Origin of the sequence: Kitasatospora cineracea (genome assembly GCF_003751605.1) — a bacterium.
In the GTDB taxonomy this organism is placed as follows: Bacteria; Actinomycetota; Actinomycetes; order Streptomycetales; family Streptomycetaceae; genus Kitasatospora; species Kitasatospora cineracea.
In genome coordinates this window covers 5,025,041-5,051,043 of the sequence record NZ_RJVJ01000001.1, presented here as the reverse complement: position 1 = coordinate 5,051,043, position 26,003 = coordinate 5,025,041, and the positions used below count along the sequence as shown (strand labels likewise).

24 protein-coding genes and 2 pseudogenes are annotated in these 26,003 nt (G+C 75.6%); 16 read left to right on the top strand and 10 right to left on the bottom strand.

The window, feature by feature from the left end:
- Positions 1-97: 97 nt before the first annotated feature.
- The 4 genes from EDD39_RS22955 to EDD39_RS22940 all read left to right on the top strand — a co-directional run bounded on the left by EDD39_RS22955 (position 98) and on the right by EDD39_RS22940 (position 4,596).
- Entirely contained in the window at positions 98-1,375 is a 1,278-nt protein-coding gene (locus tag EDD39_RS22955; RefSeq protein WP_123558843.1) for an MFS transporter, read from the top strand.
- Between the two features lie 196 nt (positions 1,376-1,571).
- Positions 1,572-2,657, top strand: coding sequence for a hypothetical protein (locus EDD39_RS22950; RefSeq protein WP_123558841.1), 1,086 nt, complete (start codon positions 1,572-1,574; stop codon positions 2,655-2,657).
- A 121-nt stretch (positions 2,658-2,778) separates the two neighbouring features.
- Entirely contained in the window at positions 2,779-3,135 is a 357-nt protein-coding gene (locus EDD39_RS22945; RefSeq protein ID WP_123558839.1) for an ArsR/SmtB family transcription factor, read from the top strand.
- Positions 3,136-3,246: 111 nt separating this feature from the next.
- Positions 3,247-4,596: an MFS transporter gene (locus EDD39_RS22940; protein ID WP_123558837.1), complete on the top strand. Its 1,350-nt coding sequence runs from the start codon at positions 3,247-3,249 to the stop codon at positions 4,594-4,596.
- Between the two features lie 126 nt (positions 4,597-4,722).
- Here EDD39_RS22940 and EDD39_RS42735 read toward each other — a convergent pair.
- The 3 genes and pseudogenes from EDD39_RS42735 to EDD39_RS22930 all read right to left on the bottom strand — a co-directional run.
- Positions 4,723-5,448, bottom strand: a pseudogene (locus EDD39_RS42735) (Ig domain-containing protein); the annotation flags it as partial.
- Between the two features lie 204 nt (positions 5,449-5,652).
- A pseudogene (locus tag EDD39_RS42730) lies at positions 5,653-6,093 on the bottom strand (S1 family peptidase); the annotation flags it as partial.
- Positions 6,094-6,554: 461 nt separating this feature from the next.
- On the bottom strand, positions 6,555-7,217 hold the full coding sequence (locus EDD39_RS22930; RefSeq protein ID WP_123558833.1) for a TetR/AcrR family transcriptional regulator: 663 nt from the start codon (positions 7,215-7,217) through the stop codon (positions 6,555-6,557).
- Between the two features lie 175 nt (positions 7,218-7,392).
- Between EDD39_RS22930 and EDD39_RS22925 the strand changes: the two genes are divergently transcribed.
- The 6 genes from EDD39_RS22925 to galE all read left to right on the top strand — a co-directional run bounded on the left by EDD39_RS22925 (position 7,393) and on the right by galE (position 13,013).
- Entirely contained in the window at positions 7,393-8,679 is a 1,287-nt protein-coding gene (locus EDD39_RS22925; protein WP_123558831.1) for a YncE family protein, read from the top strand.
- A gap of 84 nt (positions 8,680-8,763) precedes the next feature.
- On the top strand, positions 8,764-9,192 hold the full coding sequence (locus EDD39_RS22920; protein WP_123558829.1) for a BlaI/MecI/CopY family transcriptional regulator: 429 nt from the start codon (positions 8,764-8,766) through the stop codon (positions 9,190-9,192).
- On the top strand, positions 9,189-10,205 hold the full coding sequence (locus EDD39_RS22915) for a M56 family metallopeptidase (protein ID WP_244256930.1): 1,017 nt from the start codon (positions 9,189-9,191) through the stop codon (positions 10,203-10,205). Before EDD39_RS22920 ends, EDD39_RS22915 begins: the two co-directional genes overlap by 4 nt.
- A 118-nt stretch (positions 10,206-10,323) precedes the next feature.
- Complete coding sequence (locus tag EDD39_RS22910) at positions 10,324-10,980, top strand: MarR family winged helix-turn-helix transcriptional regulator (RefSeq protein ID WP_148089499.1); 657 nt, start codon at positions 10,324-10,326, stop codon at positions 10,978-10,980.
- 86 nt (positions 10,981-11,066) lie between these two features.
- Entirely contained in the window at positions 11,067-11,903 is an 837-nt protein-coding gene (locus tag EDD39_RS22905; RefSeq protein WP_244256928.1) for a class I SAM-dependent methyltransferase, read from the top strand.
- A 150-nt stretch (positions 11,904-12,053) separates the two neighbouring features.
- A complete protein-coding gene (galE, locus tag EDD39_RS22900; protein WP_123558823.1) occupies positions 12,054-13,013 on the top strand; it encodes a UDP-glucose 4-epimerase GalE in 960 nt (319 codons plus the stop codon).
- Between the two features lie 23 nt (positions 13,014-13,036).
- On the opposite strand, the gene EDD39_RS22895 is transcribed toward galE, so the two are convergent.
- Positions 13,037-13,921 carry an IS5 family transposase gene (locus tag EDD39_RS22895; RefSeq protein WP_123560649.1) on the bottom strand — a complete coding sequence of 295 codons (885 nt, stop codon included), beginning with the start codon at positions 13,919-13,921 and terminating at the stop codon, positions 13,037-13,039.
- 278 nt (positions 13,922-14,199) lie between these two features.
- Here EDD39_RS22895 and EDD39_RS22890 point away from each other — a divergent pair, with 278 nt between their 5' ends.
- A complete protein-coding gene (locus tag EDD39_RS22890; RefSeq protein ID WP_244256926.1) occupies positions 14,200-14,727 on the top strand; it encodes a hypothetical protein in 528 nt (175 codons plus the stop codon).
- A 70-nt stretch (positions 14,728-14,797) separates the two neighbouring features.
- Here EDD39_RS22890 and EDD39_RS22885 read toward each other — a convergent pair whose 3' ends face one another.
- On the bottom strand, positions 14,798-15,601 hold the full coding sequence (locus EDD39_RS22885) for a phosphatase PAP2 family protein (protein WP_123558821.1): 804 nt from the start codon (positions 15,599-15,601) through the stop codon (positions 14,798-14,800).
- 213 nt (positions 15,602-15,814) lie between these two features.
- Between EDD39_RS22885 and EDD39_RS22880 the strand changes: the two genes are divergently transcribed.
- Positions 15,815-16,414 (top strand): TetR/AcrR family transcriptional regulator, encoded by a 600-nt coding sequence (locus EDD39_RS22880; RefSeq protein WP_123558819.1) that lies wholly within the window; start codon positions 15,815-15,817, stop codon positions 16,412-16,414.
- 82 nt (positions 16,415-16,496) lie between these two features.
- Positions 16,497-17,408 carry a JmjC domain-containing protein gene (locus EDD39_RS22875; protein WP_123558817.1) on the top strand — a complete coding sequence of 304 codons (912 nt, stop codon included), beginning with the start codon at positions 16,497-16,499 and terminating at the stop codon, positions 17,406-17,408.
- A gap of 220 nt (positions 17,409-17,628) precedes the next feature.
- Here EDD39_RS22875 and EDD39_RS22870 read toward each other — a convergent pair whose 3' ends face one another.
- Positions 17,629-18,450, bottom strand: a complete 822-nt coding sequence (locus EDD39_RS22870; protein ID WP_244256924.1) for an ROK family protein — start codon at positions 18,448-18,450, stop codon at positions 17,629-17,631.
- Between the two features lie 409 nt (positions 18,451-18,859).
- Between EDD39_RS22870 and EDD39_RS39745 the strand changes: the two genes are divergently transcribed.
- Positions 18,860-21,769 carry a type 1 periplasmic-binding domain-containing protein gene (locus EDD39_RS39745; RefSeq protein ID WP_162870088.1) on the top strand — a complete coding sequence of 970 codons (2,910 nt, stop codon included), beginning with the start codon at positions 18,860-18,862 and terminating at the stop codon, positions 21,767-21,769.
- Between the two features lie 51 nt (positions 21,770-21,820).
- Here the strand turns inward: EDD39_RS39745 and EDD39_RS22860 are convergent, their stop codons facing one another.
- On the bottom strand, positions 21,821-22,609 hold the full coding sequence (locus tag EDD39_RS22860; protein ID WP_162870087.1) for a PP2C family protein-serine/threonine phosphatase: 789 nt from the start codon (positions 22,607-22,609) through the stop codon (positions 21,821-21,823).
- 204 nt (positions 22,610-22,813) lie between these two features.
- Here EDD39_RS22860 and EDD39_RS22855 point away from each other — a divergent pair, with 204 nt between their 5' ends.
- Both EDD39_RS22855 and EDD39_RS22850 read left to right on the top strand, forming a co-directional pair.
- Positions 22,814-23,041 carry a hypothetical protein gene (locus EDD39_RS22855; protein WP_030916410.1) on the top strand — a complete coding sequence of 76 codons (228 nt, stop codon included), beginning with the start codon at positions 22,814-22,816 and terminating at the stop codon, positions 23,039-23,041.
- 127 nt (positions 23,042-23,168) lie between these two features.
- The gene (locus tag EDD39_RS22850; RefSeq protein WP_123558815.1) at positions 23,169-24,422 is read left to right on the top strand and encodes an FAD-dependent oxidoreductase; all 1,254 of its coding nucleotides are present in this window, start codon (positions 23,169-23,171) and stop codon (positions 24,420-24,422) included.
- Positions 24,423-24,459: 37 nt separating this feature from the next.
- Here the strand turns inward: EDD39_RS22850 and EDD39_RS22845 are convergent, their stop codons facing one another.
- From EDD39_RS22845 to EDD39_RS22835, 3 genes are all read right to left on the bottom strand, one after another.
- On the bottom strand, positions 24,460-24,705 hold the full coding sequence (locus tag EDD39_RS22845) for a hypothetical protein (protein WP_148089498.1): 246 nt from the start codon (positions 24,703-24,705) through the stop codon (positions 24,460-24,462).
- Between the two features lie 112 nt (positions 24,706-24,817).
- Positions 24,818-25,246, bottom strand: coding sequence for an ATP-binding protein (locus EDD39_RS22840; RefSeq protein ID WP_123558811.1), 429 nt, complete (start codon positions 25,244-25,246; stop codon positions 24,818-24,820).
- A 121-nt stretch (positions 25,247-25,367) separates the two neighbouring features.
- Positions 25,368-25,745: an STAS domain-containing protein gene (locus EDD39_RS22835; protein ID WP_162870086.1), complete on the bottom strand. Its 378-nt coding sequence runs from the start codon at positions 25,743-25,745 to the stop codon at positions 25,368-25,370.
- Between the last annotated feature and the right edge of the window lie 258 nt (positions 25,746-26,003).

Below are 26,003 nucleotides of genomic sequence, written 5' to 3'. Positions count from 1 at the left end.
GTGCCGACATCCCCACCGCCGTCCGGGCGGGGACGGGCCGACGCGTGCGCCCGTCCCCGCCCGGACGGCGGTCCACTCCTCTGCGAACGGAGCGGTCATGCCCGCCTCCCTCCCCGCCGACGCGCCCGCGCCCGCGCCCGCGCCGGACCAGGTGCTCACCGACGTGCCCGCGCCGGACCCGGTCCTCGCCCGGCCCCGGCTGACGGTGACCCTGCTGATGGCGGGCAGCTGCCTGCCGATCCTCGGCGCCGTCCTGATCGCCCCGGTCGTCCCGAAGCTCCAGGACCACTTCGCCTCCGTCTCCGGCGTGGACGCCCTCGCCCCGATGGCACTGACCGTCCCCGCGCTCTCCCTCGCCGTCATGGCACCGTTCGCCGGCGCGATCATCGACCGCCTCGGCCGCCACCGCCTGCTGGTGATCGCCACCGTGCTCTACACGATCGTCGGCACCGCCCCGCTCTGGCTCGACTCACTGCCCGCGATCATCGCCAGCCGGGCCCTGGTCGGCGTCGCCGAATCCGCCATCATGACCTGCTGCACCACCCTCATCGGCGACTACTGGAGCGGCAAGCAGCGCGAGAAGTACCTCGCCCTGCAAGCGATATGCTCCGCCGTCTCCGCCACCGCCTTCTTCGCCCTCGGCGGCGCCGCCGGCTCGGCCGGCTGGCGCGCACCGTTCTGGGCCTACGCCGTCGGCCTGCTGCTCGCACCCCTCCTGGCCACCGTGCTGCGCCCGGCCGCCCGCCGCACCGACAACGCCCCGGCCACCGTCGCCCTCACCCCCTTCGCCCCGCTGCTGCGCCGCCTGCTGGCCCCCTGCGCGCTGACCTTCTTCGGCGCGATCGTCTTCTACACCATCCCCGTCGAGACCTCCTTCCTCCTCAAGGACCTCGGCACCGAGGCCCCCGCCACCATCGGCCTGTGCACCGCGATCGCCAGCGCCGCCACCGTCGCCGGCGCCGCCGCCTTCACCCGCCTCACCGACCACGCCGAACGCCTGCTCCCCTGGACCCTCGCGCTCTGCGCGGCCGGCTTCGGCATCATCGCCCTCGCCGGGAACGTCCCCCTCCTGGTCGTCGGCGCCGTCGTCAACTGCCTGGGCACCGGCATGCTGCTGCCCACCCTGATCAACCGCACCGTCGCGCTGCTCACCCCCGCCAACCGCGGCCGCGGCACCGGCCTGTGGAACACCGCCTTCTTCCTCGGCGAGTTCGTCTGCCCCCTGCTCCTGCTCGCCGCCGCCAAACCCGCAGGCGACCTCGCCGGCGCCGTCGGCGTCCTCGGCCTCGTCACCCTGGCGATCGCCGCCGGCCTGGCCGTCGCACGTTCCCGACGCGGGGAGATCCCCCGGGCGGTGGAGAACGCGCACGCCTGATCCCCGGCAACCCACCCGGGCCCCCGGGAGCAGCGGGCACCGCACGGCAGCTCCCGGCAGGGCAACTCCCGGTCGAACGGGCCCGCTGCCGCCGGGACTTGTCGCGTGGGCGCCCGTGCCGTGACGGACGCCGGTGCGGCCCGGCCCGGAGCACAAACCGGGTGAGCCCGGGCCGGCGGGCTGGCAGGATGCCGGGATGGACGAGATCATCCGCGCCGCGGGCGCACTGCTGGGCCGGCCCCTCCGGGACCCGGTCGACCTCGGCGGCAGCTCGCGGAGCACCGTGCTGCGCTGCCGGACGGCCACCGGCGACAGCGTGATCGTCAAGGCGTTCGCGGACGAGCCAGCGGCGCTGCGCGCGTACACCGGCGAAGCGGCCGGACTCTCGCTCGGCCTGGCCGGGCCCGAGCTGCTCGCCGCGGACGTCGAACGGCGGCTGCTGGTGATGGCGGACCTGGGGGACGCGCCGACCCTGGCGGACCTGCTGCTGGGCACCGACCCGAAGGCCGCCGAGCGCGGCCTGCTGGAGTGGGCCCGCGGCCTGGGCCGCCTGGCGGCCCGTTCGGTGCCGTGGCGCGCCGAGTTCGCCGCCCTCTGGCAGCGCCACGGCCAGGGCCTGCCGAGCTGGGAGGACGAGCCGTGGCAGCGGCAGAACGCCGACGCCTTCCTCGGCCTGCTCACCGAGTGCGGCCTGACCGCCCCGCCCGGGCTGGCCGAGGAGCTCGCCGCGGTCGGCACCGCCGACGGCGAGCGGTACCCGGGCTTCACCCCGGGGGACACCTGTCCCGACAACAACCTGATCACCCCGCGGGGTCTGCGGCTGCTCGACTTCGAGGCGTCCGGCTACCAGTCGGTCTTCCTGACCGCCGCCTACTGCCGGATGCCGTTCTCCAGTTGCTGGTGCGTCTACCGGCTGCCCGCCGACCTGGCCCGGCGGACCGAGGAGGCGTACCGCACCGAGGTGGTGACCCGGTACCCGGACCTCGCCGAGGAGGCGCTCTGGCAGGCCGGGATGGCCCGGGCGGCCGTGGTCTGGACGGTCGACTCCACGCTGCACCTGCTCCGCCGGGCCCTGCCCGAGGACGGGCCGATGCACCGCACCCGCCGCCCGGTGCCCACCCGCCGCCAGGTGCTGCGCCACCGCTGGACGAGCGCGCTCCGGCTGCCCGGGCACCCGGCCTTCACCGCGACCGTGCGGCTCCTGCTCTCCGAACTCGCCGCGGGGTGGGACGCGCCCGAGCTGCCCGGCTACCCGGCGTTCCGCGCCCGGCCGGCCGCTTGAACCACCGGCGGGCGTCGCCGGCATCGTGGGACGCGGCCTGCGCGCCCCGGGGAGCGCCCCGGCCCGACGCGTGGCGACGTGTGCGCACCCGCGTACCCCGGAACCGGCCTACGATGGCCGGATGGACAACCGCGCGCAGGTCGCAGCTGCCCCCCACTCGCATCAGCACACCGGCGGCGAGCGCCTGGAGACGGCCGCCGCGGTCCTCGCGCTGCTCGCCGACCGGACCCGGCTGGCCCTGCTGGAGCGGCTGGGGCGCGGCGAGGCCGACGTCACCACGCTGGTCGAGGCGACGGGTGCGGCCCGGCCCTCGGTCAGCCAGCACCTGGCGAAACTCCGGCTCGCCGGGCTCGTCGCCACCCGCCGGGACGGCCGCCACGTCGTCTACTCGCTGCGCCACGGCCACCTGCGCCGACTGGTCGACGAGGCCCTGAACGTCGCCGACCACCAGCTCGGCGCGCTGCCCCCGCACGACTGACCCGCCCCGCCGCGACGCCCGCGGCCCGTTTTCGGCATCAACATGTGCATCCATGCGCACGTGTTGATTACTCTGGTGGGGTCACGCCACCTTCGAGCCGGGGACGGGCCGATGCTTTCCGTGCTGCGCAACCGCACCTACCGCCACCTGTTCGGCGCCCAGGTCGTCGCCCTCGTCGGCACCGGCCTGGCCACCGTGGCGCTCGCCCTGCTGGCCTACGACCTCGCGGGCGCGGACGCCGGGGCGGTCCTGGGCACCGCGCTGGCGATCAAGATGGTCGCCTACGTGGCGGTCGCGCCGGTCGCGGGCGCGCTGGCGGGGCGGGTACCGCGGCGGGCGCTGATGGTCGCCACGGACCTCACCCGGGCGGGCGTCGCCCTCGCGCTGCCGTTCGTCACCCAGGTCTGGCAGGTCTACCTGACGGTCTTCCTGCTCCAGGCCGCCTCCGCCGCGTTCACCCCCACCTTCCAGGCCACCATCCCCCAGGTCCTGCCGGCCGAGCGGGACTACACCAACGCCCTGTCGATGTCCCGGCTCGCCTACGACCTGGAGTCGCTGTTCAGCCCCGCCCTCGCGGCGGTGCTGCTGGCGCTGGTCCCCTACGACTGGCTGTTCGCCGGGACCACCGTCGGCTTCCTCGCCTCCGCCGCCCTCGTCGTCTCCGCCGTCCTGCCCGGGGCCCCGCGGGCGGAACGCACCGGCGGCGCGTACCGGAACGCTGCCTTCGGCTCCCGCCTGTTCCGGGCCACTCCGCGCCTGCGCGCGCTGGTCGCCCTCGACCTGGCGGTGGCCGCCGCCGGGGCGATCGTCTTCGTCAACACCGTCGTCGTGGTCCGCGCGCACTTCCACCGCCCCGCCGGGGCCGTCTCGCTCGCGCTCGGCGCCTACGGGGCCGGCTCGATGCTCACCGCCCTGGCCCTGCCCCGGGTCCTGGCCCGGGTCAGCGACCGCGCCGTCATGCTGCCCGCGGCCCTCGCCCTGCCCGCGGTCCTCGCCGCCACCGCCGCGATCACCGCCGCCGCACCGGGCCCCGCCGCCTGGACCGCCCTCCTCGCGGCCTGGGCCCTGATCGGCGCCGCGAGTTCCGCCGTCCTCACCCCGGGCGGCCGCGTGATCCGCCGCTCCGCCACCGACGCCGACCTGCCCGCCGCGTTCGCCGCCCAGTTCTCCCTCTCGCACTCCTGCTGGCTGCTGACCTACCCGCTGGCCGGCTGGCTCGCCGCCGGAGCCGGACTGCCCGTCACCGCCCTCGTCCTCGGTGCGGTCGCCCTCGCCGCCGCCCTCGGCGCCACCGCCCTGTGGCCGCGCCACGACCCCGACGCCCTCCCCCACGTCCACACCGACCTGCCCGCCGGCCACCCCCACCTCGCCGAAGCCCGCCCGACCCCCGCCGGCGCCTGGTCCCACGACCACCGCTACGTCATCGACCGCGACCACCACCACTGGCCCCAGCACGCCTGACGGAGCGCCGGACGGCGGGGGCCGGCGGGAAGACGGCGTCGGCCTCCGGGACCGCGATCGGGTCTCGAAGGCCGACGTTTCACCGCGGGCCCGGGGTGACCGGCGCGCCCGGCCGGGTCACCGGGTTCAGCCGGTCTGGACGGCGGTGTCGTCGATCACGAAGGAGGTCTGCAGCGAGGAGTCCTCGACCGCGTTGAACTTCACCGTGACCGTCTGGCCCGCGTAGGCCGACAGGTCGATGCTCTTCTGGGTGTAGCCGGTGGCCGCGTTGGCGTTCGAGTACGTCGCGACCGAGGTGCCGTTGACGGTCACCGTCAGCTTGTCGTACGCGGTGGTGCCGGTCTCGGCGGTGTCGATGTGCAGCCAGTAGCTGAGGGTGGCCTTGCAGCCGGCCGGGACGGTGACGGTCTGCGAGATGCTGTCGGTGTGGGCGGAGCCGTAGCCGTCCATCCACGCCTTCCAGGAGCCGCTGTGGGCGGCCTGGGAGGAGGAGTTGTCCACGACGCCGGAGGAGGCGGTCCAGGGGCTGGCGGTGCCGGTCTCGAAGCCGGGGTTGCCGAGCAGCTGGGTCGGGGTGCAGCCGGTGCCGCCGCCGGAGGTGACGGTCCAGGTGAAGGAGGCGGTGCCGGTCTTGTTGGCGGCGTCCTTGGCGGTGACGGTCACGTTGTAGGTGCCGGCCGCGGTGGCGGTGCCGGTGATCTTGCCGGTGGAGGCGTTGATCGACAGGCCGGTGGGCAGCCCGGTCGCCGAGTAGCTCAGCGGCGCGGTCCCACCGCTCGCCGCGATCTGCAGGCTGACCGCACCGTTCAGCGCGGTCGACTGGTTGCCCGGGCTGGTGACCGACACGGCCGCGCCGGCCGGCTTGGTCAGCAGGCAGCCGCTGACGTTCAGGTCGATGGCCCGGCCGGTGCCCAGGCAGGTGGTGAACCAGTAGGTCTCCTCACCGTAGCTCTGGCCCTTGGTGGCGGTCGTGGTGCCGTCCGCGGCCACCTCGCACGGGTTGTTCAGGGTGCACATCGCGCCGTCGTCGTTGCCGGTGTTGTTGATGCCGACGACCTTCCGGCTGGTCGCGTCGACGATCGGAGAACCGGACGTGCCGTGCGTGGTGTTGCAGCCCGAGCTGTAGCGCAGCGAGTCGTGCCAGGTCCACTCGTCCTCGCGCAGGGTCCCGACGAACCCGTTGATCGAGCAGTTCCAGACCTGCTTCCAGTACGAGGACGGTATGTACATCGCCGACCCGTCCACCGGGTGGGTGTCACTGATCGTCAGCGCCGTCGCCCCGTACTTGGAGGAGATGGCGGCGAAGGTGTCGGTGAGCTGGTAGAGCGCGACGTCGGTGCCGGTCATCGTCGCGTACAGCACCTTGTCCGACTGGACCGTGCCGAGCGAGCTGCCGGCGGAGTTGAGCAGCGTGCCGCTGCGGCTGGAGCTCACGTTCTGGATGACCTCACCGGCCGCCGGCATGGTCGGCAGGCAGTGGCCGTTGGTCAGCATCATCGCCCGGTCGGTGTCCACCGAACTCGGGTAACGGACCAGCGAGGCCGAGCAGTTGCTCAGCGCGATGGTGGAGGTCAGGTCGCCGGCCTGGAGGGCCTGTGCGGGGGCGGCACCGAGGGTCAGGGCGCCCGCGACGACCGTCCCCGCGCCGAGCACGGCGGCGAATCTCTTGAACATGGCTCTCCTTGTGGGGGATTGCAGACGCGCGACCGGATTGGCGCACGCCTGCGCCGGACGAAAGTGCCATGACCACCTCAATTTGGTCAACCATGTCGACCGAACTCACCGCCGAAATCCGCCGCCCCCGCACCGGGCGAACCGTTGCGCTGACGCAGCGTCACATCCGCTCCGGGTGCGGGGCGTTCGTCGCCGACCGGTCGGTCGTACGCAGCCGTCGCTGTCGCTGTCGCTGTCGCCGCCGTTGCCGTTGCCGTCGCCGCTGCCCGAGGGGGGGGCGGGGGTCAGCGGGGCGACGGGGGGCGGACGGCGCCGAGCAGGAGGGTGGTGAGTTCGGTGAGGACCTGGTCGAGGGTGGCGTCGAACTGGCCGGCCGTCCAGTCGTGGAGCAGGCCGTTGACGGCGCCGATAAAGGCGGTGGCGGCGATCCGGAAGTCGCGCGGGGCGAGTTCGCCGCGGGCGGCCGCGCGGTCGGCTTCGGCCACCAGGAGGTCCACCCAGCGGGCCCGGCGGACCAACCGTTGGCGTTCCAGTTCCTCGCTGACGCCGACGATCTCGACGAAGGCGATGCGCAGCCGGCGCGGGTCCTCGGTGACGGCGGTGATGTAGCTGCGCAGCACGGCGGCGACCCGCTGGTCGAAGGGCAGTGCGGCGGCGCCGGCCAGGGCGTGCAGCACGGCCCGTTCCTTGTGCTCGTTGACCAGCAGGTGGAGCCGGGCCAGAACCTCCTCCAGGTTGCGGAACTCCTCGTAGAACTGGCGGGTCGACAGGCCGGCCGCCTCGCACAGCCCGGCCACCGAGGCGTGCCGGTAGCCCGGCCGGTCGCCGAACTGCGCCAGTGCGGCGGCCAGGAACCGCTCCCGCCGTTCGGCCCGCCGTTCCTGCGCGGAGCGTCCGCGGTAGACGCCGCCCGCCGCCGGGTCCTCGTTCCGCCCCGCCCGCCCCATGCGTCCCCCCTGCCCCGCCCGGGCCGGTGCGCCGGGCGGCTGGACCCGATTGTCGCCCACCGACGTCTTGTCAGGTCCGCCGACCGCTCCCTACCGTCGAGTAGCGCCCATCTGACTACCCGTCGTTTCAGACTTCGTGCGCGTCCGTGCGCCGCGCACGTCCGAAGGAGCCGAGATGTCCCGCACCCAGCCCCGGCGCGCCCAGCGCTCCCGCCGCCCGCTGCACCTGGCCGCGCTGGCCGCCGTCCTCGTCCTGGCCGCCCCCGGCACCGCCGCCGCGGCCGGCACCGCCCCCGCCCCGACCGCCCCCGCCGCCCTGCGGGAGGTGATGTTCGTCGGCAACAACTGGGACGGCACCGCCGACGTCATCACCTCGCGCGGCGACCTCGCCCGGATCGGCCGGATCGACGTCGTCCCCGACAAGGACCAGCGCCTCGCCGAGATCTACCTCAACCCCGTGAAACTCGGGTACTTCCTCGGGGTGCGGCTCGGACCGGGCGAGGGCCACGACCAGTTCGTCGACGACATGTACTCCACGCCGGACGGCTCGGCCGTGGTCGTCTCGCGGCCCAGCTTCGCCGACGTGGTCTCCATCGACCTCGCCACCGGGCGGATCAACTGGCGCTTCCCGGTGGCCGGTTACCGCTCCGACCACATGGCGGTCTCGCCCGACGGCACCCGGGTCGCGGTCTCCGCGTCCACCGCCAACACCGTGCACGTCCTCGACATCGCCACCGGCCGCCAGCTCGGCTCGTTCGCCACCGGCGACAAGCCGCACGAGAACCTGTTCACCGACGGCGGCCGGCAGATCTGGAACATGTCGATCGGCGACGTCACCACCGCCCTCGACGCGCCCTGGCTCGACTGGACCAAGGGCGACCGCCACATCACCGTCGTCGACGCCGACACCCTCCAGCCGGTGCGCACCATCGACATGCGCCGGCGCCTGGACGCCTTCGGCCGGTCCGACCTCTCCAACGCCGTCCGGCCCGCCGCCTTCTCCCCCGACGGCTCGACCCTGTACTTCCAGGTCTCGTTCTTCAACGGCTTCGTGGAGTACGACGTCGCCACCGACCGCGTCACCCGGGTCAAGACCCTCCCGAAGAACCCCGCCACCAGCGAGGACCGCACCACCTGGGTCAACGACTCGCGCCACCACGGCCTGGCGATGAGCCCGGACGGCGACCGGCTGTGCGTCGCCGGGACCATGGACGACTACGCCACCGTCGTCGACCGCGCCACCCTCCAGGAGGGCCCGCTGGTACCCGCCGTCAAGCCGTACTGGGCCACCGTCAGCGGCGACGGCCGGGCGTGCGTCATCTCGGAGAGCGGCGCCGACCGGGTCACCGCCATCGACTTCGCCACCGGGCAGCGCAGCTCCTCCGTCGAGGTCGGCGACCACCCCCAGCGGGTCCGCCTCGGCCACGTCCCCGCCGGCTGGACCGGGCCCGTCGGCGGCTGACGGCCCGTCCGAGCCTTAGGGTGTCCCGTGGTGAGGTAAGGCTTGGCTTATCGAAGTGCCCGCGCGTGCGGGCCTGGAGCGGTGATGGTGAACGACGACCGGGAGGCGCGGCGCCCGCACGGCGAACTCGTCGCGGAGGTGCTGGAGGTGCTGTGGGCGGCGGGCGGGCCGCTGACGGCGCAGCAGGTGAAGGACGCGCTGGCCCGGCCGCTGGCCCGGACCACCGTGGCCACGATCCTGGCCCGGCTGCACGAGAACGGGACGCTGGCCCGCACCCGGCCCGGGCGGGCGCTGGCCTACGCACCGGTCGCGGACGCCGCCGGGCTGGCGGCGGGCCGGATGCGGCGCGAACTGGAGAAGGAGCCCGACCGGGACTTGGTGCTGAGGCGCTTCGTCTCCTCCCTGTCGACCCAGGACGAGGAGGCACTGCGGCAGTTGCTGCGCGAGGCGGAGCCCGAGGCCGGGCGCGGTACCGAACCCGGGACCGAGCGCGGAGCGGGGCGCGGGGCGTGATCCCGGCGCTGCTCCTGGTCGGGCTCCCGGTCGGGCTGCTGCTGCTCGGGCTGCCGTTCGCGGGCGTGCCCGCGGTGCGCCGGCTGGCAGGGATGCTGCCGCCGCGGGAGGCGGCGGGGGTGCTGGCGGGAGGTGCGGCGCTGATGGCCGCGGTGACCGTGGCAGCACTGGTGGCGCTGTTCCAGGTGCCCTTCCTCGCGGTGCTGGAGCGGGTGCCGTTCGCGGAGGTGGTGGCGCGGTGGCCGGCCGCGCTGCCGGTCTCGACCGCGGCCGGGGCGGTGCTGGCGGTCCGGGCCTGGGCGCTGGTGGCGCGGTGGCGGCGGCAGCGGGCCCTGCTGGTCCGGGCCTGGACGCTGGTGTCCGGCGAGGTGCCGGCGGGCGGGACGCAGGGCGGGACGCAGGGCGGGACGCAGGGCGGGACGGCGGGCGGTGACGTGCTGGTGGTCGCGGACGACCGTCCCGAGGCGTTCGCGCTGCCCGGCCTGCGGGGTGCGGGCGGGCGGGTGGTGGTCTCCACCGGCATGCTGCGGATCCTGGGCCCGGCCGAGCGGGAGGTGCTGCTGGCCCACGAGCGGGCGCACCTGACGGGCCGTCACCGGCTGCTGTCCGCGGTGGTGGACCTGGCGGGGGCGGTGCACCCAGCGGTGCGCGGGCTGGGTCCGGCGCTGGGCTTCCAGTTGGAACGGTGGGCGGACGAGGCGGCGGCCGCGCGGGTGGGCGACCGTCGGCTGGCGGCGGCCGCGCTCGCCCGGGCCGCGCTCGCCGCCGGCGCCCGCCCGGACCTGGGGCCGGACCGGGGGCCGGTGCTGGCCGTCGGGACCGGCCCGGTGCCGCGACGGGTGGCGGCGCTGCTGGGGCCCGTCCCGCAACGCCCGCGAGGACGGGCGGCGCGGGCGGGGGCGTGGGGCCTGGCCGTGGCGGTGTCGGGAGCGGCGGCGGTCGGGCTGGCGGCGGCGTACGGGCTGCACGAGTACGTCGAGTACGCGGCACGGGCGTTGACGACGGGCCGGTAGGGTCGCGGGCCCGGCCGTCCCGGTCGCGGGCCCGGCCGTCCGGGTCGGACGACATCGATGTAGACCGATTGCCGTCCGGTCATTAGAGTGAGGCCAGCTTCGCCTTGCTTCCAGCCTGATGGGACCCGGTTTGTACGACGGTAGGAAAGAGTCGTCCAACCCGTTCGAGCAGACCGTCCACCTCCTCTCGGTGCTCGGCCGGGCCGCCGACGCGATGCTCGACCGGCGCCTCGCCGGGCAGGACCTGGGCCTGGTGCACCGGAGCGTGCTGACCGTACTGGCGCGGGAAGGCCCGCACGAGGTCCCGGACTTGGCGCGGCGGGCGGACGCCCCGGTCGAGGAGGTGCGCGGGGCCGTCGAGGCGCTGCTCGCCCGGGGCCTGGTGCAGGTGGTGCCGGTGCGGGTCCACGACGGCCGCGAGGACGTGGTGATGCCGGTGCCGGCCGGGCGCGGCGCGCTGGACGCGGTGCACGCCGAGGCGGCGGTGGTCCAGGAGACCTTGACGGCCATGCTGACGCGCGGCGACAGCGCGCAGTTGAACAACCTGCTGCGTCGCATGCACGCCGGGCTGGGCACCACCGTGGACGCGGGGAGTCCGCCGTCGATGCTGCGCAAGGTCCGGGGCCGGACGTGGTCCGCTCCCGGCGGACGGCCGCGCGAGCGGCGGGCCGGTGCACCGTTCCCCCGGCGGGAGGCGGCGGACGACCGAGCGGACGACCGGCCGGACGGCGCGGCGGGCGGCGCGCGGGGTGCCGGGGAGCGCGGGGGCACCTGAGGCGGCGGCGCTCCCCGGCGCCTGCCGACCGGGCGGCGCGCGGTGCCGGAGTGCTGCGGTCCGGGGGGCGGCGTAGCGTCGGTGGGATGAGTGGAATTCCTGCTGACCGGCGGTGGTCCCCGTCGATGCCGGAGGCGTACGAGCGGTACCTCGTCCCGGTGCTCTTCCGGCCCTTCGCCGTGGACCTGGCTGCACGGGCGGCCGCGTCGGATCCCCGCCGGGTGCTCGAACTCGCGGCCGGGACGGGTGCGTTGACCTCGTGCCTGCTGGCGGCGCTGCCCGGTGCCGAGGTGGTGGCCACGGACCTCAACGAGTCGATGGCGGAGTTCGGGCGGGCCCGGGTTCCGGGGGCGCGGTGGCGGCAGGCCGACGCCCAGCAACTGCCTTTCGAGGACGGGTCGTTCGACCTGGTGGTGTGTCAGTTCGGCGCGATGTTCTTCCCCGACCGGCCGGCGGCCTTCGCCGAGGTGCGACGGGTCCTGGTGCCGGGGGGCCGGTTCCTGTTCAGCACCTGGGGGCCGCTGAGCGGGCACGGTTTCGACTCCGCCACCCAGACCGGCCTCGATCGGGCCTTCCCCGCCGACCCGCCGGACTTCCTCCGCACCCTGCCGCACGGCTACCACGACCCCGCCCTGGTCTCCGCGGACCTCGCCACCGGCGGGCTGGAGCCGACCGGGCACCAGCCCCTCACCCTGGAGGGCACGGCCGAGTCCGCGGCGGCGGTCGCCACCGGCTTCCTCACCGGCACGCCGCTGCGGGCCGCCGTCGAGGCGCGCGGCGGCAGCCCGGACGACCCCGCGCTGCACGCCGCCCTCACCGCGGAGCTGACCGCCCGGCTGGGCACCGGACGGGTCACCGCCCCGATGACCGCCCACCTGTTCGAGGCCCGGCACGCTCCCGGCCCCCGTTCCGGAGCGGCGTGAGCCACGTTCCGGAGCGGCGTGAGCCGCCGGTGGCGAGCCGGACTCCCAACCGAAAGCCAACAGCTTTTACGTTGACTTGAGTTTGGTTTTGTTGGAAGCTGATCGAGTATCGAGGGTCGAGTACCCGAAATGTCGCGGAGGTCTGAGGGCATGAGCAAGTACCTGGTCACGGGCGGAGCCGGCTACGTGGGGAGCGTGGTGGCGGCGCACCTGTTGGAGGCGGGTCACGCGGTGACGGTGCTGGACGACCTGTCGACCGGGTTCGCGCAGGGTGTTCCGGCGGGTGCGGAGTTCGTGCGGGGGCGGATCCAGGAGGCGGGTGAGGTGCTGGACTCCTCCTTCGACGGGGTGCTGCACTTCGCGGCGTCCTCGCAGGTGGGTGAGTCGGTGGCGGATCCGGAGAAGTACTGGCGCAACAACGTGGCGGGTTCGCTGGAGCTGGTGTCGGCGATGCGCAAGGCGGGGGTGGGCACGCTGGTGTTCTCCTCGACGGCGGCGGTGTACGGGGAGCCGGAGCGGGTGCCGATCGAGGAGGGCGCGCGGACGTCCCCGACGAACACCTACGGGGCCACGAAGCTGGCGGTGGACCACCTGATCACCTCGGAGGCGGCCGCGCACGGGCTGGCGGCGGTGAGCCTGCGGTACTTCAACGTGGCGGGGGCGTACGGGCGTTACGGGGAGCGGCACGAGCCGGAGTCGCACCTGATCCCGCTGGTGTTCCAGGCGGCGCTGGGGCAGCGTCCGGACATCGCGGTGTTCGGCGAGGACTACCCGACGCCGGACGGGACCTGCATCCGCGACTACATCCACATCGCGGACCTGGCCGAGGCGCACCTGCTGGCGCTGGACGCGGCGAAGCCGGGCGGGCACCTGATCTGCAACCTGGGCAACGGGACCGGCTTCTCGGTGCGCGAGGTGATCGAGTCGGTCAAGCGCGTCACCGGCCGGGAGATCCCGGTGCGCGTCGCCGACCGCCGCCCCGGCGACCCGGCCGTCCTGGTCGCCGCAGCCGACCGCGCCCGCGAGGCCCTCGGCTGGACCCCCAAGCGCCCCGAACTCGACCGGATCGTCGCCGACGCCTGGGAGTTCACCCTCGCCCACCGCGCCTGAGAAAGTGTTGGGTAATTGGGTGATTACTCGTTCTTGAGGTCGTCGGCGAGGCGGCGGGCTGCTTCGGTCTCGATGGGGCCGTGGGGCTCGATCGTCTCGCCGGCGAGGCGGGCGGCCATGAGGCGGATCATGGCGACCTTGATCATCGCTTCGGCGTGCGCGGTCTTGCGCTCGTAGTCCCTCGCCAGCCGTCTGCACCGTCCCAGCCAGGAGAATGTCCGCTCCACCACCCACCTGCGGGGCAGTACCCGGAAGCCTTTCACATCCGCGTTGCGGGGCACTGCCACGATCTGGACGCCCTCGCGCTCCGCCGCCCAGCCCACCAGGCCCGCGTCGACCGCGTTCACGTAGCCGCCGTCGACCCAGACCAGCCCGACCTGCGGGAACAGGTCGCGTATCCCACCGAGGACCAGCTTCGCGCCCGCCCGATCCTGGACGGACGCTGAGTGCACCACCGCCCGCAGGACGAGTCCGCAGGTGTCCACCAGCAGGTGCCGCTTGCGGCCGCGCACCCGCTTGCCCGCGTCGTAGCCGACCGCCTGCCCACCCTGGTGGCTGCGGGCCGACTGCGAGTCCAGCACCGCCGCCGAGGGCTGCGGGTCCCGCCCGTCCGCCACCCGCACCCGCTCGCGCAGCGCGTCGTGGACCCGCTCCCACGTCCCGTCCGCCGTCCAGCCGCGAAACCAGCGGTAGGCCGCATCCCACGGCACGAGATCGTGCGGGACCAGCCTCCACGCGCACCCGCTGACCAGGACGTACAACACCGTGTCCACGACCAGCCGACGCGGGAACTTCAACGGGCGGCCGCCCCGGCTCGGGTCCCGCACCGGCAGCAGCGGCTCGATCACCGCCCACTGGGCATCCGTCAACGACGAGTCGTACGAAGGCTTACAGGCACAGACGCACATGGCGGCGATCATCGCGGACACCCGACCACAACGATCACCGCCAACCCATCACACCAAGCAGCTGATCAGTTACCCAACACTTTCTGAGGCGGATTTCCAGCCGGCTCCTCGCCCACCTGCACGAGGAGGCGACCCTCGCACGGGTGGTGCGGACCTCCGGGGGTTGCCCGTCGCGGTGGGACACCCGGACGACCACGGGTCGGTACCCTTGCCTGCGGTACCGGCGCGGCGAGGTCCGCACCGCGCCGCCGATCGACCAGAAGGCCCGAGAGAGAACGATGGTCACCCACCCCGGCCGCGACTACGCGATCACCGCGATGTACTCCGTCCCCGACGATGCCTGGTACCTCGAACTGGACCTCGTCCGGGGGCAACGGGCCGTGGTGACCGCGATCATCCCTGACGAGGATCCGGCACGCGAGCCGACGGTGTGCTTCGATCCCCGAGGACAGCACCTGGACATCCCGTACGAGGTCATGCGTCGGTTCATGGACCGGGTCGCGGAGGAGATCCGGACGTCCCGCGCCTGGATGCGGCTGAGGCCCGAGCTGGTGGAGGTCGTCCACCGTTTGCGTCAGGAGCACCTGGGTGCCATCGATGACGCCGGCTTCCCCGACGTCCTCGCGGAGCTGCGCACCGCCGTCCCCGAGGCCGATCTCCCCGTCGTCCTTGCGGCCGCCTTCGGACGGGATCCCGATGGCGCCCCGATGGACGGCATGCAGGCGTTCCAGCTCGTTGCTGCGGGGGCGGTGGGAGGCGATCACCGTCCCGCCTCCCCCGCTGCCGGTGCCGGCGGCCCGGGTTGAGCCGACCGATCGGCCGGCGGTTGGCAGCCCGGACGGCCGGAACCTCGGTACGGGCCGGGGGCGGGATTGGTCACCGGGTGGCGGGGAGCAGCGGGCCGTCGTCGGGGGGCCGGACCGGGCGGAGGCGGAGGCGGGGGCCGTGGGAGGAGGGCGGGGCGCCGGGGCCGCGGATGACGGCGAAGGCGAGCAGGAACATGACGGTGGCGGCGACGGAGTCCAGCCAGTAGTGGTTCGCCGTGCCGACGATCACGGTCAGGGTGGTCAGGGGGTGCAGGAGCCAGAGCCAGCGCCAGCGGGAGCGGGTCGCGGCGATCAGGCCGACGGCGACCATCAGGGCCCAGCCGAAGTGCAGGGAGGGCATGGCGGCGAACTGGTTGGAGAGGTGGTCCGTGGTCGGCGGGCCGTACACCGAGGGGCCGTAGAGGCGGCCGGTGTCCTCGAGCCCGGTGGAGGTGAGCATCCGGGGCGGGGCCAGCGGGAAGACGAAGGGCAGGATCAGCGCGACCGAGGTGACGGCGGCCAGCACCCGGCGGGCCCACAGGTAGTGGGCGGGTCGGCGGAGGTAGAGCCAGACCAGGAACAGGACGGTGGCCGGGAAGTGCACGGTCGCGTAGTAGACGTTCGCCAGGTGGACCACGGTCTCGTCGCGCAGCAGCAGCGACTGCACGGCGTCCTCGCCCGGCAGGTGGACGGCGCGCTCCAGGCCCCAGACCCGGTCGGCGTTGTGGAAGGCCGCGGTGGTGTGGCCGATGGCCAGTCGGCGGCCGAACTTGTAGACCAGGAACAGTCCGACGACGAGCAGGAGCTCCCGGAGCAGCGGCGGCCGGGGTATGCCCCCGGTCGGGGCTTCGGCGGATTCCGTGCGGGCGGGCAACCCCTCCCCCCTTACCGGCGGGCCGTGATCTTGGACCGCGCGTGCGAGTGCCGATACGCTGACGTATCGATACAGTCGCGTATCGATACGTTTGTGCAGTGTACATACGGCGGTCGCCGCACCGACACCCCGGGCAGGGGGCCGCACCGGCCCTCCGGGGCGGATGCCGGACGGAGGGCGGGGGCACCGGAGGAGCGGGAGGAGGCGGACGGCATGCGGGAGGCCGAGTCGGGGTGCGCCCCGTCCCGCTCGAAGATCACGTCCGAGCGCGAGCGGGAGTTCTTCGAGGCCGTGCTCGACGAGGTCCGCACCCACGGCTACGAGGCCGTCACCATGGAGGGCGTGGCCGCCCGCACCCGGTGCGGGAAGTCGACGCTGTACCGGCGCTGGCGGACCAAGGCCCGGTTCGTCGCGGCCGCGCTGCGGGCCGACCGGCAGCCGCGCTGCGCGGGCATCGACACCGGTTCGCTGGCCGGCGACCTCCGCCTGGTGGCCGCGGCCGCCGGGACGTGGTCGGACCGGGACACCACCCTGCTACAGGCCCTCGGCTACGCCGTCATGACCGACGGCGACCTCCGGGACGCGGTGCGGGAGACGGTGATCGCCCCCGAGGTCGCCGCCCTGGAGGACGTCCTGCGGCGCGCGGTGGAACGGGGCGAGGTGCCGGCCGGGCACCCCGCGCTCGAGTTCGTCCCCGGCATGATCTTCGGCATGACCCGCATCCGGCCGCTCGTCTCCGGACGCCCCGCCGACGCGGACTACCTGACCCACTACGTGGAGTCCGCCGTCCTGCCCGCGCTCGGCCTGGCCTGAGACCCGGCGGGCCGGACCCGAGCGGCGGGCGGCGAGAACGGACGAGGGGATGCGGGGACGAGCGATGGGGCGGGGACGGGCGATGGGGCGGGTACTGGCCGATCTGACGGGGGACGCCGACGCGTTCGCCGAGGCGCTGGCGGAGCGCACCGCGCGGGTGTTCCGTCCCGCCGGATGGCCCGCCGGGTGGCCCGCCGGGCTGCCCCGGGCCGCGGAGTTGGAGGCCGTGCTGAACGGCGGCCTGCTGCGGGTCCCGTACGTGGAGATGGTGCAGGACGGCGCGGTCCTCGCACCCGAACGCTTCTGCACCGTCCGGACGGTGGCCGGCCGGCCCGAGGCCGGGTGGGCCGACCCCGGGCGGATCGCCGCCCTGCTGGCCGAGGGCGTCACCCTGCTGCTGCCGCAGCTCGACCAGTGGTACGCCCCGGTGCGGGCGCTGGCCGCCGACCTGGCGCTCGGGCTCGGCCGCCGCACCGAGGCGTTCTGCTTCGCCACCGCCGCCGGGGGACGCGGGCTGAAGGTGCACCGCGACGACGCGGACGTCCTGGTGGTCCAGCTCGCCGGGGAGAAGGAGTGGACCGTCCACCGGCCGCCCGCGGACGGGCACTGGCAGCCCGGACTCGTCCCCGCCCCCGGGCCGGTGGCCCTGCACACCGTCCTCGCCCCGGGCCAGGCGCTGTACGTCCCGCGCGGGGCACCGCACGCGGCGACGGGCCGTCAGGGGCTGTCGGTGCACCTGTCGTTCACCGTCCGGGAACCCGGCACCGGGCGGCTGCACGCGGCGCTCGGCGAGCACCTGGCCGCCGCCCCGCTCGGCACCGGCCTGCCCGAACGCCCGCTGGCGGAGGACGAGTTGCTGGCCGCGGCGGCCGAGGTACTGCGCCGCGGCCGCGAACGGCTGGCCGCACTCACCCCGCAGGACCTGCTCCGCCTCGCCCGGGGCCCGCTCCCGGACCCGGATGCCCCGCTGCCGCCGCGCCGGTCGGGCGACTAAGGCCCCCGGCCGGGGGCCGGTGGTCAGGCGAGGGGTGCGGCCGGGGTGCGGGCGGCGAGGAGGCGGCCGGCGCCGATCAGGCCGGAGTCGTCGTCGGCGGCGCCGAGGACGACGAGGTCGCGGATCTCCTCGGGGGTGAGGCCGAAGCAGCCGAGGCGGTGGAGTTCGGCGGTGAGGAGTTCGGCGTAGCGGGGGCCGATGGCGAGGGCGAAGCCGCCGATCAGGACGTGGCGGCGGATGCCGATGGCGGTGAAGACGGCGGTGATGGCGGAGGCGAGGGCGGTGATGCCGCCGCGGAGGGCCTCGGTGGCGAAGGGGTCGTCGGCGCGGACGGCGGCCACCAGGGCGTGGTTGTCGAGGAGTTCGGGGTCGGGGCGGTGGCGGCCAGGGCGGAGCGGGCGTAGCCGTCGGGGTCGGCGTGGGCGGCGCGGCGGGCGGCGGCGAGGGCGCCGCGGCCGGAGGCGACGGCGCCGAGGTGGCCGCGGCCGCCGCAGTCGCAGGGCGGGGCCTGGGGGGAGGTGTCGACGGTCCAGTGGCCGAGTTCGCCGCCGTGGCCCTCGGTGTCGAGCAGGACCTCGCCCGAGCGGTAGACCTTGTTGCCGATGCCGGAGCTGACGGTGATCAGGCAGAACGGCTGGTCGTCGGTGGGGTCGACGTAGCGCCAGACGGCGGCGGTGAGGTCGTTGACCACGACGACGGGCAGGCCGAGCCGTTCTTCCAGCAGGTGCCGGACGGGGAGTTGTTCGCCGGGGCCGCCCCAGACGGTGGGGGCGGCGAGGGCGCGGCCGTCGGCGCTGACGGGGCCGGCGAAGGCGACGGCGACGGCGGTGCTGCGGTGGCGTTCGACGGCTTCGGCGGCGAGTTCGGCGACCTGGTGGAGGACCCGGGTCTGGAGTTCGGCGACCGGGAGGTCGGGGTGGGCGGCTATGCCGTCGGTGGGGACGCGGCGGATGTCGGTGACGGTGTCGTCGTCGAGTCCGTAGCGGGCGGTGCGCAGGGTGGTGCCGCCGAGGTCGATGACGGTGAACGCAGGGTCGGACAAGGGTTGCTCCCCGGGCTTTGGGTGGTGCTGGGGCGGCGTCGTGGTGCGCGGTTCGGGTCCGCGGCCGCCCGCCGCGGCGTGATCGTACACGGCCCGGCCGAAATATGGGAGCGCTCCCACATCGGGCCCCCGGACGCCCCGGGCCTGGCGGCGGCTCCGGGCGGAGGCACCGGAACGGACCGCCGCCCGGCGCCAAGGAGCGAGGAGGGGAAGGGAGTTCGGTGAGCGGGAACGGCCCCGGCGGAGTGCGGACAACTCCGTTTCCACTGTCGGGGTGAAGGTCTACATTTGTTCTCCGACCTCGCCTCGGGCCCGGGTCGGCGCGGCCCGGACCCGGGCGGCGGGGCGGCGGCTACGGGGGTGGCGGATGGCGTCTGGTGCGGTGCGCGGGGGCGCGGGGATCGGCGGGGTGCGGACCACGGCCAAGTACGAGGTGGACGCGCTGGTCCAGGACCTGGTGGCGCAGTTCAGCGCGGCCCGGCTGCCGATGCCCGTGGTGGTGCTGTACGCGCAGGAGGACGATCCGGAGCTGGACGCCGAGGTCCGGTCGGTGGTCCGGGCGGTGCAGGAGGCGCAGGAGGGCGGCGACCTGCCGCACCGCTCGGTGCCGCACACCGCCGAGGGCGATCCGCACGAGAACGCGATCGCCGTGCTGGACGGCCTGGCGAAGGGCCCGTGGGCGCGCCGCGGCCCGTCCTGGTACCGGGGCTACCCGGCGCCGCGCTCCCGGCTGGTGGCCGCGATCGAGGCCGCCACCCGGCACGTCCTGGACGGCCCCGGCCCGGCGGGCGCCACCGGCGCCGCGGGGGTGGAGGGTCCGGCCGGGCGGCCGGTCGACGAGCTGGTGGAGGCGGTGCTGGCCCGGCTGCGCGACCTGCACTGGCGGCCCGAGCCGCGGACGGCCGGGAGCGAGTGGCAGCGGCTGCTGTCGCCGGTGCTGAACTCCACCACGCTGATCGGGGCGTTCGTCCTGGCGGCGCTCACCAGCCTGCTGACCCAGGCGACCTGGCAGCTGGTCGCGGCGGTGCTGCTGGCGGCGGTGGCGGTGTTGGGGGCGACCGGCTGGGTGCGGCGCAACACGGCGCCGCTGTCCTGGCTGGGTCCGGCCAGCCGGTGGTTCGCCACCACCACGTTCCTGGCGGCCTCGGGGCGGCAGGCGGCGGCCTGGTCGCTGTGGCGGCCCCGGATGTCGTGGGACGTGACGCAGGCCCGGGCCCGCGAGGTGGCCGGGGAGATCCTCAAGGCCCAACTGCCCGGCACCCCGGCCCCGGACCGGGACCGCGCCCAGCAGTTCCACCTCCAGCTGCGCACCCTCGCGCTGCTGGAGGACCTGCGCCGGGCGCACCGCTCCTGGGCGCCGGACGCCCGGGGCCGCAAGCGGCGCGTCCCGCCGGTGGTCTTCGTGCCGCGGGCGGACGCCGGGAGCGGGGCGCTGCGGGTGCTCGGCGCGATCTCGGACGTGCGCAGCCGCCGCAGCGAGCAGGACCCGCTGCTGGTGCTGGCGGCCGTCGCGCACGCCGACGTGGCGGCCTGGCTGGAGGACGGCCACCCCGCGCCGGTCGGGGCGCACCCGCCGGGGGCGCGGCGCGGCCCGTACGAGGACTGGGTGAGCGACCTGCGGGTGCGGCAGGCGCCGAGCCGGGGGCGGGCGCTGGCGTGGACGCTGCCGGTGCGGCTGACCAGGCTGCAGTTGCAGGCGGGCGAGACCACCCGGCTGGCGCCGGTGCCGGTGGGCCGCTCCTGGTGGTTCCTGTGGTCGCGCTGGTCGGTGCTGCTGGCGCTGGTGCTGGTGGCGGCCGGGGCGGGGCTGCGGGTGCAGCAGCTGTCCGGGCAGTACTGCGAGGCCCGGCTGGTGGGTTCGAACCCGGACGCGGTGTGGCGCACCGGTCCGGGCGGGACGCGGGAGTGCATCGGCGTGGCCACCGGTTCGGTGACCTTCGCGGGCGCGGGCGGCATCCGGCTGGACGGCGCGCTGCCCGGCGCGGGCGCTCCCGGGCGCACGGGGGCGGACCTCGGGCTGCGGGAGCTGGAGGACGCGATCCGCCGCGAGAACGAGCGGGTGGCGGCGCTGCCGGACGTCAGGTACGTCACGGTGGTGTACGCGGGTTCGCTGACCACCGCGGCCGGGCAGGACGGGCGGGCGCTGAACAGCCTGAAGGAGCTGGCGGGCGTCCACCTCGCGCAGGCCCGCAACAACGAGGGCGACCCGTTGAAGATCAAGGTGCTGGTCGCCAACGGCGGGCAGGACATGTACTTCCAGACCGAGATGGTGCACCGGATCGTGGCCCTGGCCGCCCGGGACCGCTCGATCGCGGGCGTGGTGGGCCTGGGCCGGGACACCTCCGACAGCGGTTCCGCGCTGACCCTGCTCCAGCAGGCCGGCCTGGCCGTGGTCAGCACCACCAACTCGGCCAGCTACCTGGCCGGCGACCACGTCAACTACTTCGGCCTGGCCGCCACCGACGAGGAGGAGGCGAAGGCGCTGGGCCTGATCGTCAAGGCCCTGGACGTCCCGCCGCAGGACCGCTGGGCGGCCGTGCTGACCCGCACGCCCACGCCCGACGACCGCTACAGCCCCGAGCACGCCCGGTACGGCAGCGCGATGCTCGCCGCGGCCGGGTACCAGCTGATCGGCGGCCGGCCGCTGGAGTACGGCCTGACCAGCAACGGCGACCCGGACTACGAGACGGCGCTGGCCACCACCTGCCGCGGCGAGCACCCGCCCGCCGTGCTGTACCTGGCCGGCCGGGCCGACGACGTCAACCAGCTGATGCGCCGGCTGGCCGACGACAAGGGCTGCGCCCGGCCGCTGACCGTGCTGACCGGCGACGACCTGACGAAGGCCCAGTTCCGCACCGGCGGGACGACCATCGCCCCGCAGGCCACCCTGTACTACACCGCGCTGAGCGACCCGGCCGCGACGGCCCGCGGCTCGGACCTGGCGGAGACCGCCGCGAGCGTCCTGCACCTGGTGCCGACCGCGGCCAACCCGTACGAGGACGACGTGTTCTCGGACGGTTCGCTGGCCCTCGCCTACGACGCGACGGCCGCGCTGCAGGCGGGGGCGGCCAAGGCCGGGGCCTCGCAGCTGACCGGGACGGGCTCGGTGATGGCGGCGCTGCGCGCGGTGCAGCTGAACAACCGGCCCACCGGCACGGTCGACTTCCGCGAGACGCGGCCGCTGGCCACCGGGCCCCAGCCCGGGCACGGGCTGCAGATCATCCGGGTCCGGCGGGACGCGCAGGGCGCGCCCGTGGTCGAGCCCCGGTGCGGGCGCCCGGCCGGGGAGACCCGGGAGCTGACCGACTGCCCGCTCTGACGGCCCGTCACCCGGCGGGGGGCTCGGCCGGGGCTCCTTCCCGGCCTGCGGTCACTCCTCGATCCGGACCAGGGCGAGGGTGATGTTGTCCGGGCCGCCGGCCCGGATCGCCGCCCGCCACAGGTCGACCAGGGCCCGCTGGTCGTCGCCCTGCGGGTCGCCGTCGGCCTCGGCGGCGGCCTCGGTGAGCAGGGCGGCCAGTTCCTCGGGGGCGACCGGGTCGGTGAGGCCGTCGGTGCACAGCAGGTAGCGGGCGCCGGGCTCGACGGGCAGCCGGACGAGGTGGGGCTGCAGTTCGTCGCGGGCGGTGCCGCCGCCGAGGGTGCGGGTGACCAGGTGGCTGGTGCGGCGGCCGGGGGCGGGCGGCGGGCTGTCGTCGGTGCTGAGCAGGCGCAGGCCGAGGCCCTCGCCGCGGTCCGGGGTGATCTCGTGGACCTGGCTGTCGCCGACGTTGAACACCAGCAGGTGTTCCGCGTCGAACACCGCGCCGGCCACGGTGGTGGCCATGCCGGTCAGCGCGGGATCGGCCTCCCCGGCCTCGTGCAGCGCGGCGTGGCAGGAGCGGACCGCCTCGGTGACGTCCTCCTCGGTGCGCAACCGCGGCCCGGCCTCGGCGAGGTGGCGGACGGTCAGCGCGGAGGCGACGTCCCCGGCCGGGTGCCCGCCGAGCCCGTCGGCGACGGCCACCAGCACGGGGGTGCCCCCGAGCGGGAAGACCATGCTCTGCGGGCTGTCGGTGGAGACCGCGCACAGGGTCCACGGGCCCAGCACCAGGCTGTCCTCGTTGTGGTCCCTGACCACTCCGTCATGGCTGAGCGCACTGACGACGACGTACGGCACTCCACGGCCCTTTCCTCGAACCCCGACCCGATGTGTCGGCCCATTCTCCCCGCCCTGCCCCGGCGCCCGTCGGCCGGGCGGCCGTTGCCCGCCGCTCCCCCGCGCCGACGGGCCGTCAGGGGACGGGAATCCTCCGGGCGGTCGGGGGTAGGCGCCGTTCCGGCCCGGCCAGAGGGACGGGCCGACACGACGACGGAGGCGATCATGGGTCTCGGTGGCTGCATCATCCTGCTGGCGGTCGGAGCGGTCCTGGCGTTCGGCGTGCACTGGCACCTGGCGGGCGTCAACCTCACGGTGGTCGGGGTCGTCCTGATGGCGGCGGGCCTGATCGGCGTGGTGGTGTACGCCCGGGTGCTGGGCCGGCGCCGCTACCTGGGCGGGCGCGGCGTCGACGAGGTGGTGGTCGAGGAGCGCCGCCGGGACGTGCTGTGACGGCCCGGACGGCCCGTCCGTCCGTTTGACGACCCGCGCGGCGGACCATCCGCCCGGTGGACCGGTTCCGAATGGGGGACGGGCCCCGGTGCGGTGGTCCCCCCTACGGTCGTCGAGGAGGAGCGCGGTGGACGCGAGCGGTGCGGTGGACGTGGCGGTGGTGGGGGCCGGGGTGGCGGGGCTGGCCTGCGCGCTGGACCTCGTGGCGGCGGGGCGGCGGGTGCGGCTGCTGGAGGCGTCGGAGGCGGTGGGCGGGCGGATGCGCACCGACCTGCGCGACGGGTTCCGGCTGGACCGCGGGTTCCAGGTGTTCAACACGTCCTACCCGCAGGTGCGGCGCCGGCTGGACCTGCGGCCGCTGCGGCTGCGCCCGTTCACGCCCGGTTTCCTGCTGGCCGGTCCGGCGGGCCGCCGCCGGATCGTCGATCCGCTGCGCCGGCCGGGCCTGGCGGGCGACCTGCTGGCCGGGCGGGTGGTGCCGCCCCGGGACGCGGCGGCGCTCGGCGCGCTGACCGTGCGCGACGCCCTGCTGCCCGCCGCGCTGCTGCGCCGCGGGCGCGACGTGCCGGCGGCGGTGGCGCTGCGCGGTGCGGGCGTCTCGCGGGCGACCGTCGACGGGGTGCTGCGCCCGTTCCTGTCCGGGGTCTTCCTGGAGGACGGACTGGCCACCTCCAGCCGGGTCCTGCACCTGTACTGGCGCAGCCTGGTCCGCGGGACGCTCGCGCTCCCGGCGGCGGGCATCGGCGCGGTCCCGGCCGCGCTGGCCGGGCGACTTCCGCCGGGGGTACTGGAGTTGGGCGCCCGGGTGGCGCAGGTGCACCGGGACGGGGTGCTGCTGGCGGACGGGCGGGAGGTGGCGGCGCGCCGCGTGGTGGTGGCCGCCGAGCCGGCCGCCGCCGCGGCCCTGCTGCCCGGGCTGCCGGTGCCGGAGACCCGGTCGGTGACGACGTTCTACCACGCGGCCGAGCGCAGCCCGCTGGCCGAGCCGACCCTGCTCGTGGACGCCGGGCGCCGGCTGCTGAACTCGGTGGTGCTCTCGGAGGTGGTACCGGGCTGCGCACCGCGGGGGCTGTCGCTGGTGTCCACCTCGGTGCTCGGCACGACGGCCGAGGAGGGCCCGGTGCGGGCCCGGCTGGCCGACCTGTACGGCTGCGACACCTCCGGCTGGGAGCCGCTGGCCGCCTACCGGATCCCGGGCGCCCTCCCGGCCATGCCCGCCCCGCACCCCCTGACCCGCACCGCCCGGTGGGCACCGGGCCGGTACGTGTGCGGCGACCACCGGGCGACCGGCTCCGTGCAGGGCGCGCTGGCCTCGGGTGCCCGGGCGGCCCGCGAGGTGCTGGCCGACCTGTCGTCCCGGCCGGGTCCCCGCGCCGCGTAGGCCCGGTCCGGCCGGTCGGCGGGCCCGGTCCGGCGGGTCACCGGAGTCCGCGGGACGGACGGGCCCGCCCGGCGGCCTCGGCGGTCCCGGGGGCGGAGCGGGGCGCCCCGGGCCGGGCCGGCGGGACGGGTGCGGGGTGCGGTTCGAGGAACGGCGGGGCGGTGACCGGTGCCGGCGGTGCCCCGTCGCGGTGGCGGAGCGGAGGGTGGGCGGCGGTCTCGGAGAAGGGCTGCCACAGCGGGCGGCGATCGGTGTCCATGCCCTGGGTCTGACCGGCCGTCACGAATCCAATCCTCCGTTCCCGCCGCAGGCCGGCGGGTTCCTCCGTACGGCCTTGCCGGAGCGGACGGAGCGGGCGGAGCGGGCGACCAGGGCGGGCGACCGGGGCGGCCCGACTACAGGGCGAAGGTGACCCGGATGCGCTTGCCGCCGCCGGGCAGCGGGTCGATGCGGCAGGTCGCGGCGAGCGCCTGGACGATGGCCCAGCCGCGGCCGCCCGCGGCGGCGGGGTCGCGGCCGTGCGGCGGCTGGGCGACGGGGTGGCGGTCGTCGCCGTCCTCGACGTCGACGACGAGTTCGGTGCCGCAGCGGCCGAGGCGGGCGTCGAAGCAGGTCAGGCCGCCGCCGTGGCGCAGGGCGTTGGCGATCAGCTCGGTCACCGCGAGCTGTGCGGAGGCCAGCACCTGGCCGCCGGGGTGCTCGGCGTCCGCGAGCAGCCGGGCGAGGACGGCGCGGGCCTGGCCCGCGGTGCGCACGGGCTCCGGTGGCCGTTCCTCCGGGACGACGGCTCCCGGGGAGGGCGGCCGGGCGTCGTCGTGGGACATGAACGACCTCGAATCGTCTACGGCACCGTGGTGCCGGCCGGCGAGGCCGGACGGGCGTCGCGTGGGATCGGAAGGGTTGTGCCCCGGCGGGGGCGGATGATGCGGCACGGCCGGCCCCGCCTCACCCGGTTCCGGTGCCGTGCGGGCGGCGGCGCAGCAGGTCGGCGGCGGCGGCGCGGGCCAGCGGGAGGCTGTCGGCGACGGTGAAGTAGCCGTCGGTGGCGGTGATCTCCAGCAGCCGCCGCAGCGCGGGGGCCAGCGGCCCGAGCAGGACCAGGGCGCCGGCCTCGGCCTCCATCCGCTGCTGCGCCAGCACCAGGGTCCGCAGCACGGAGGAGTCGGCGAAGGTGACCGCCGCGACGTCCAGGACGAGGAGGCCGGTGCTGCGGGCGGCGGCGGCGTCCACCGCCTCGGCGAGTCGGCGTTCGCTGTCGTGGTCGAGGTCGCCGCTCAGGCGCAGCACCGTCGCCTCGGGCGGTCCCGGGGTGTGGTCGGTCATGGCGGCCATGCTAGGCCCTCCCCCTCCCGGGCCCCGGCGGGCGGCGGCGGCCGCGGTGCCCGGTGCTTGCTTTCGGCGTGCCGGCAGCCGGGGTCTGACGGCCAGCCCTGGGGCCCTCCCCCTCCCGGGCCCCGGCGGCCGCCGCGGGGCGGCGGGATTGTCCGGGCGGGAAGCGGGCAGCCGGAGGGTCGTCGGGTGCGCGCCCGGCACAATGCAGATGGTGGCACCGCGGTCGGCGGCGCCGACGGGAGGAGGAAC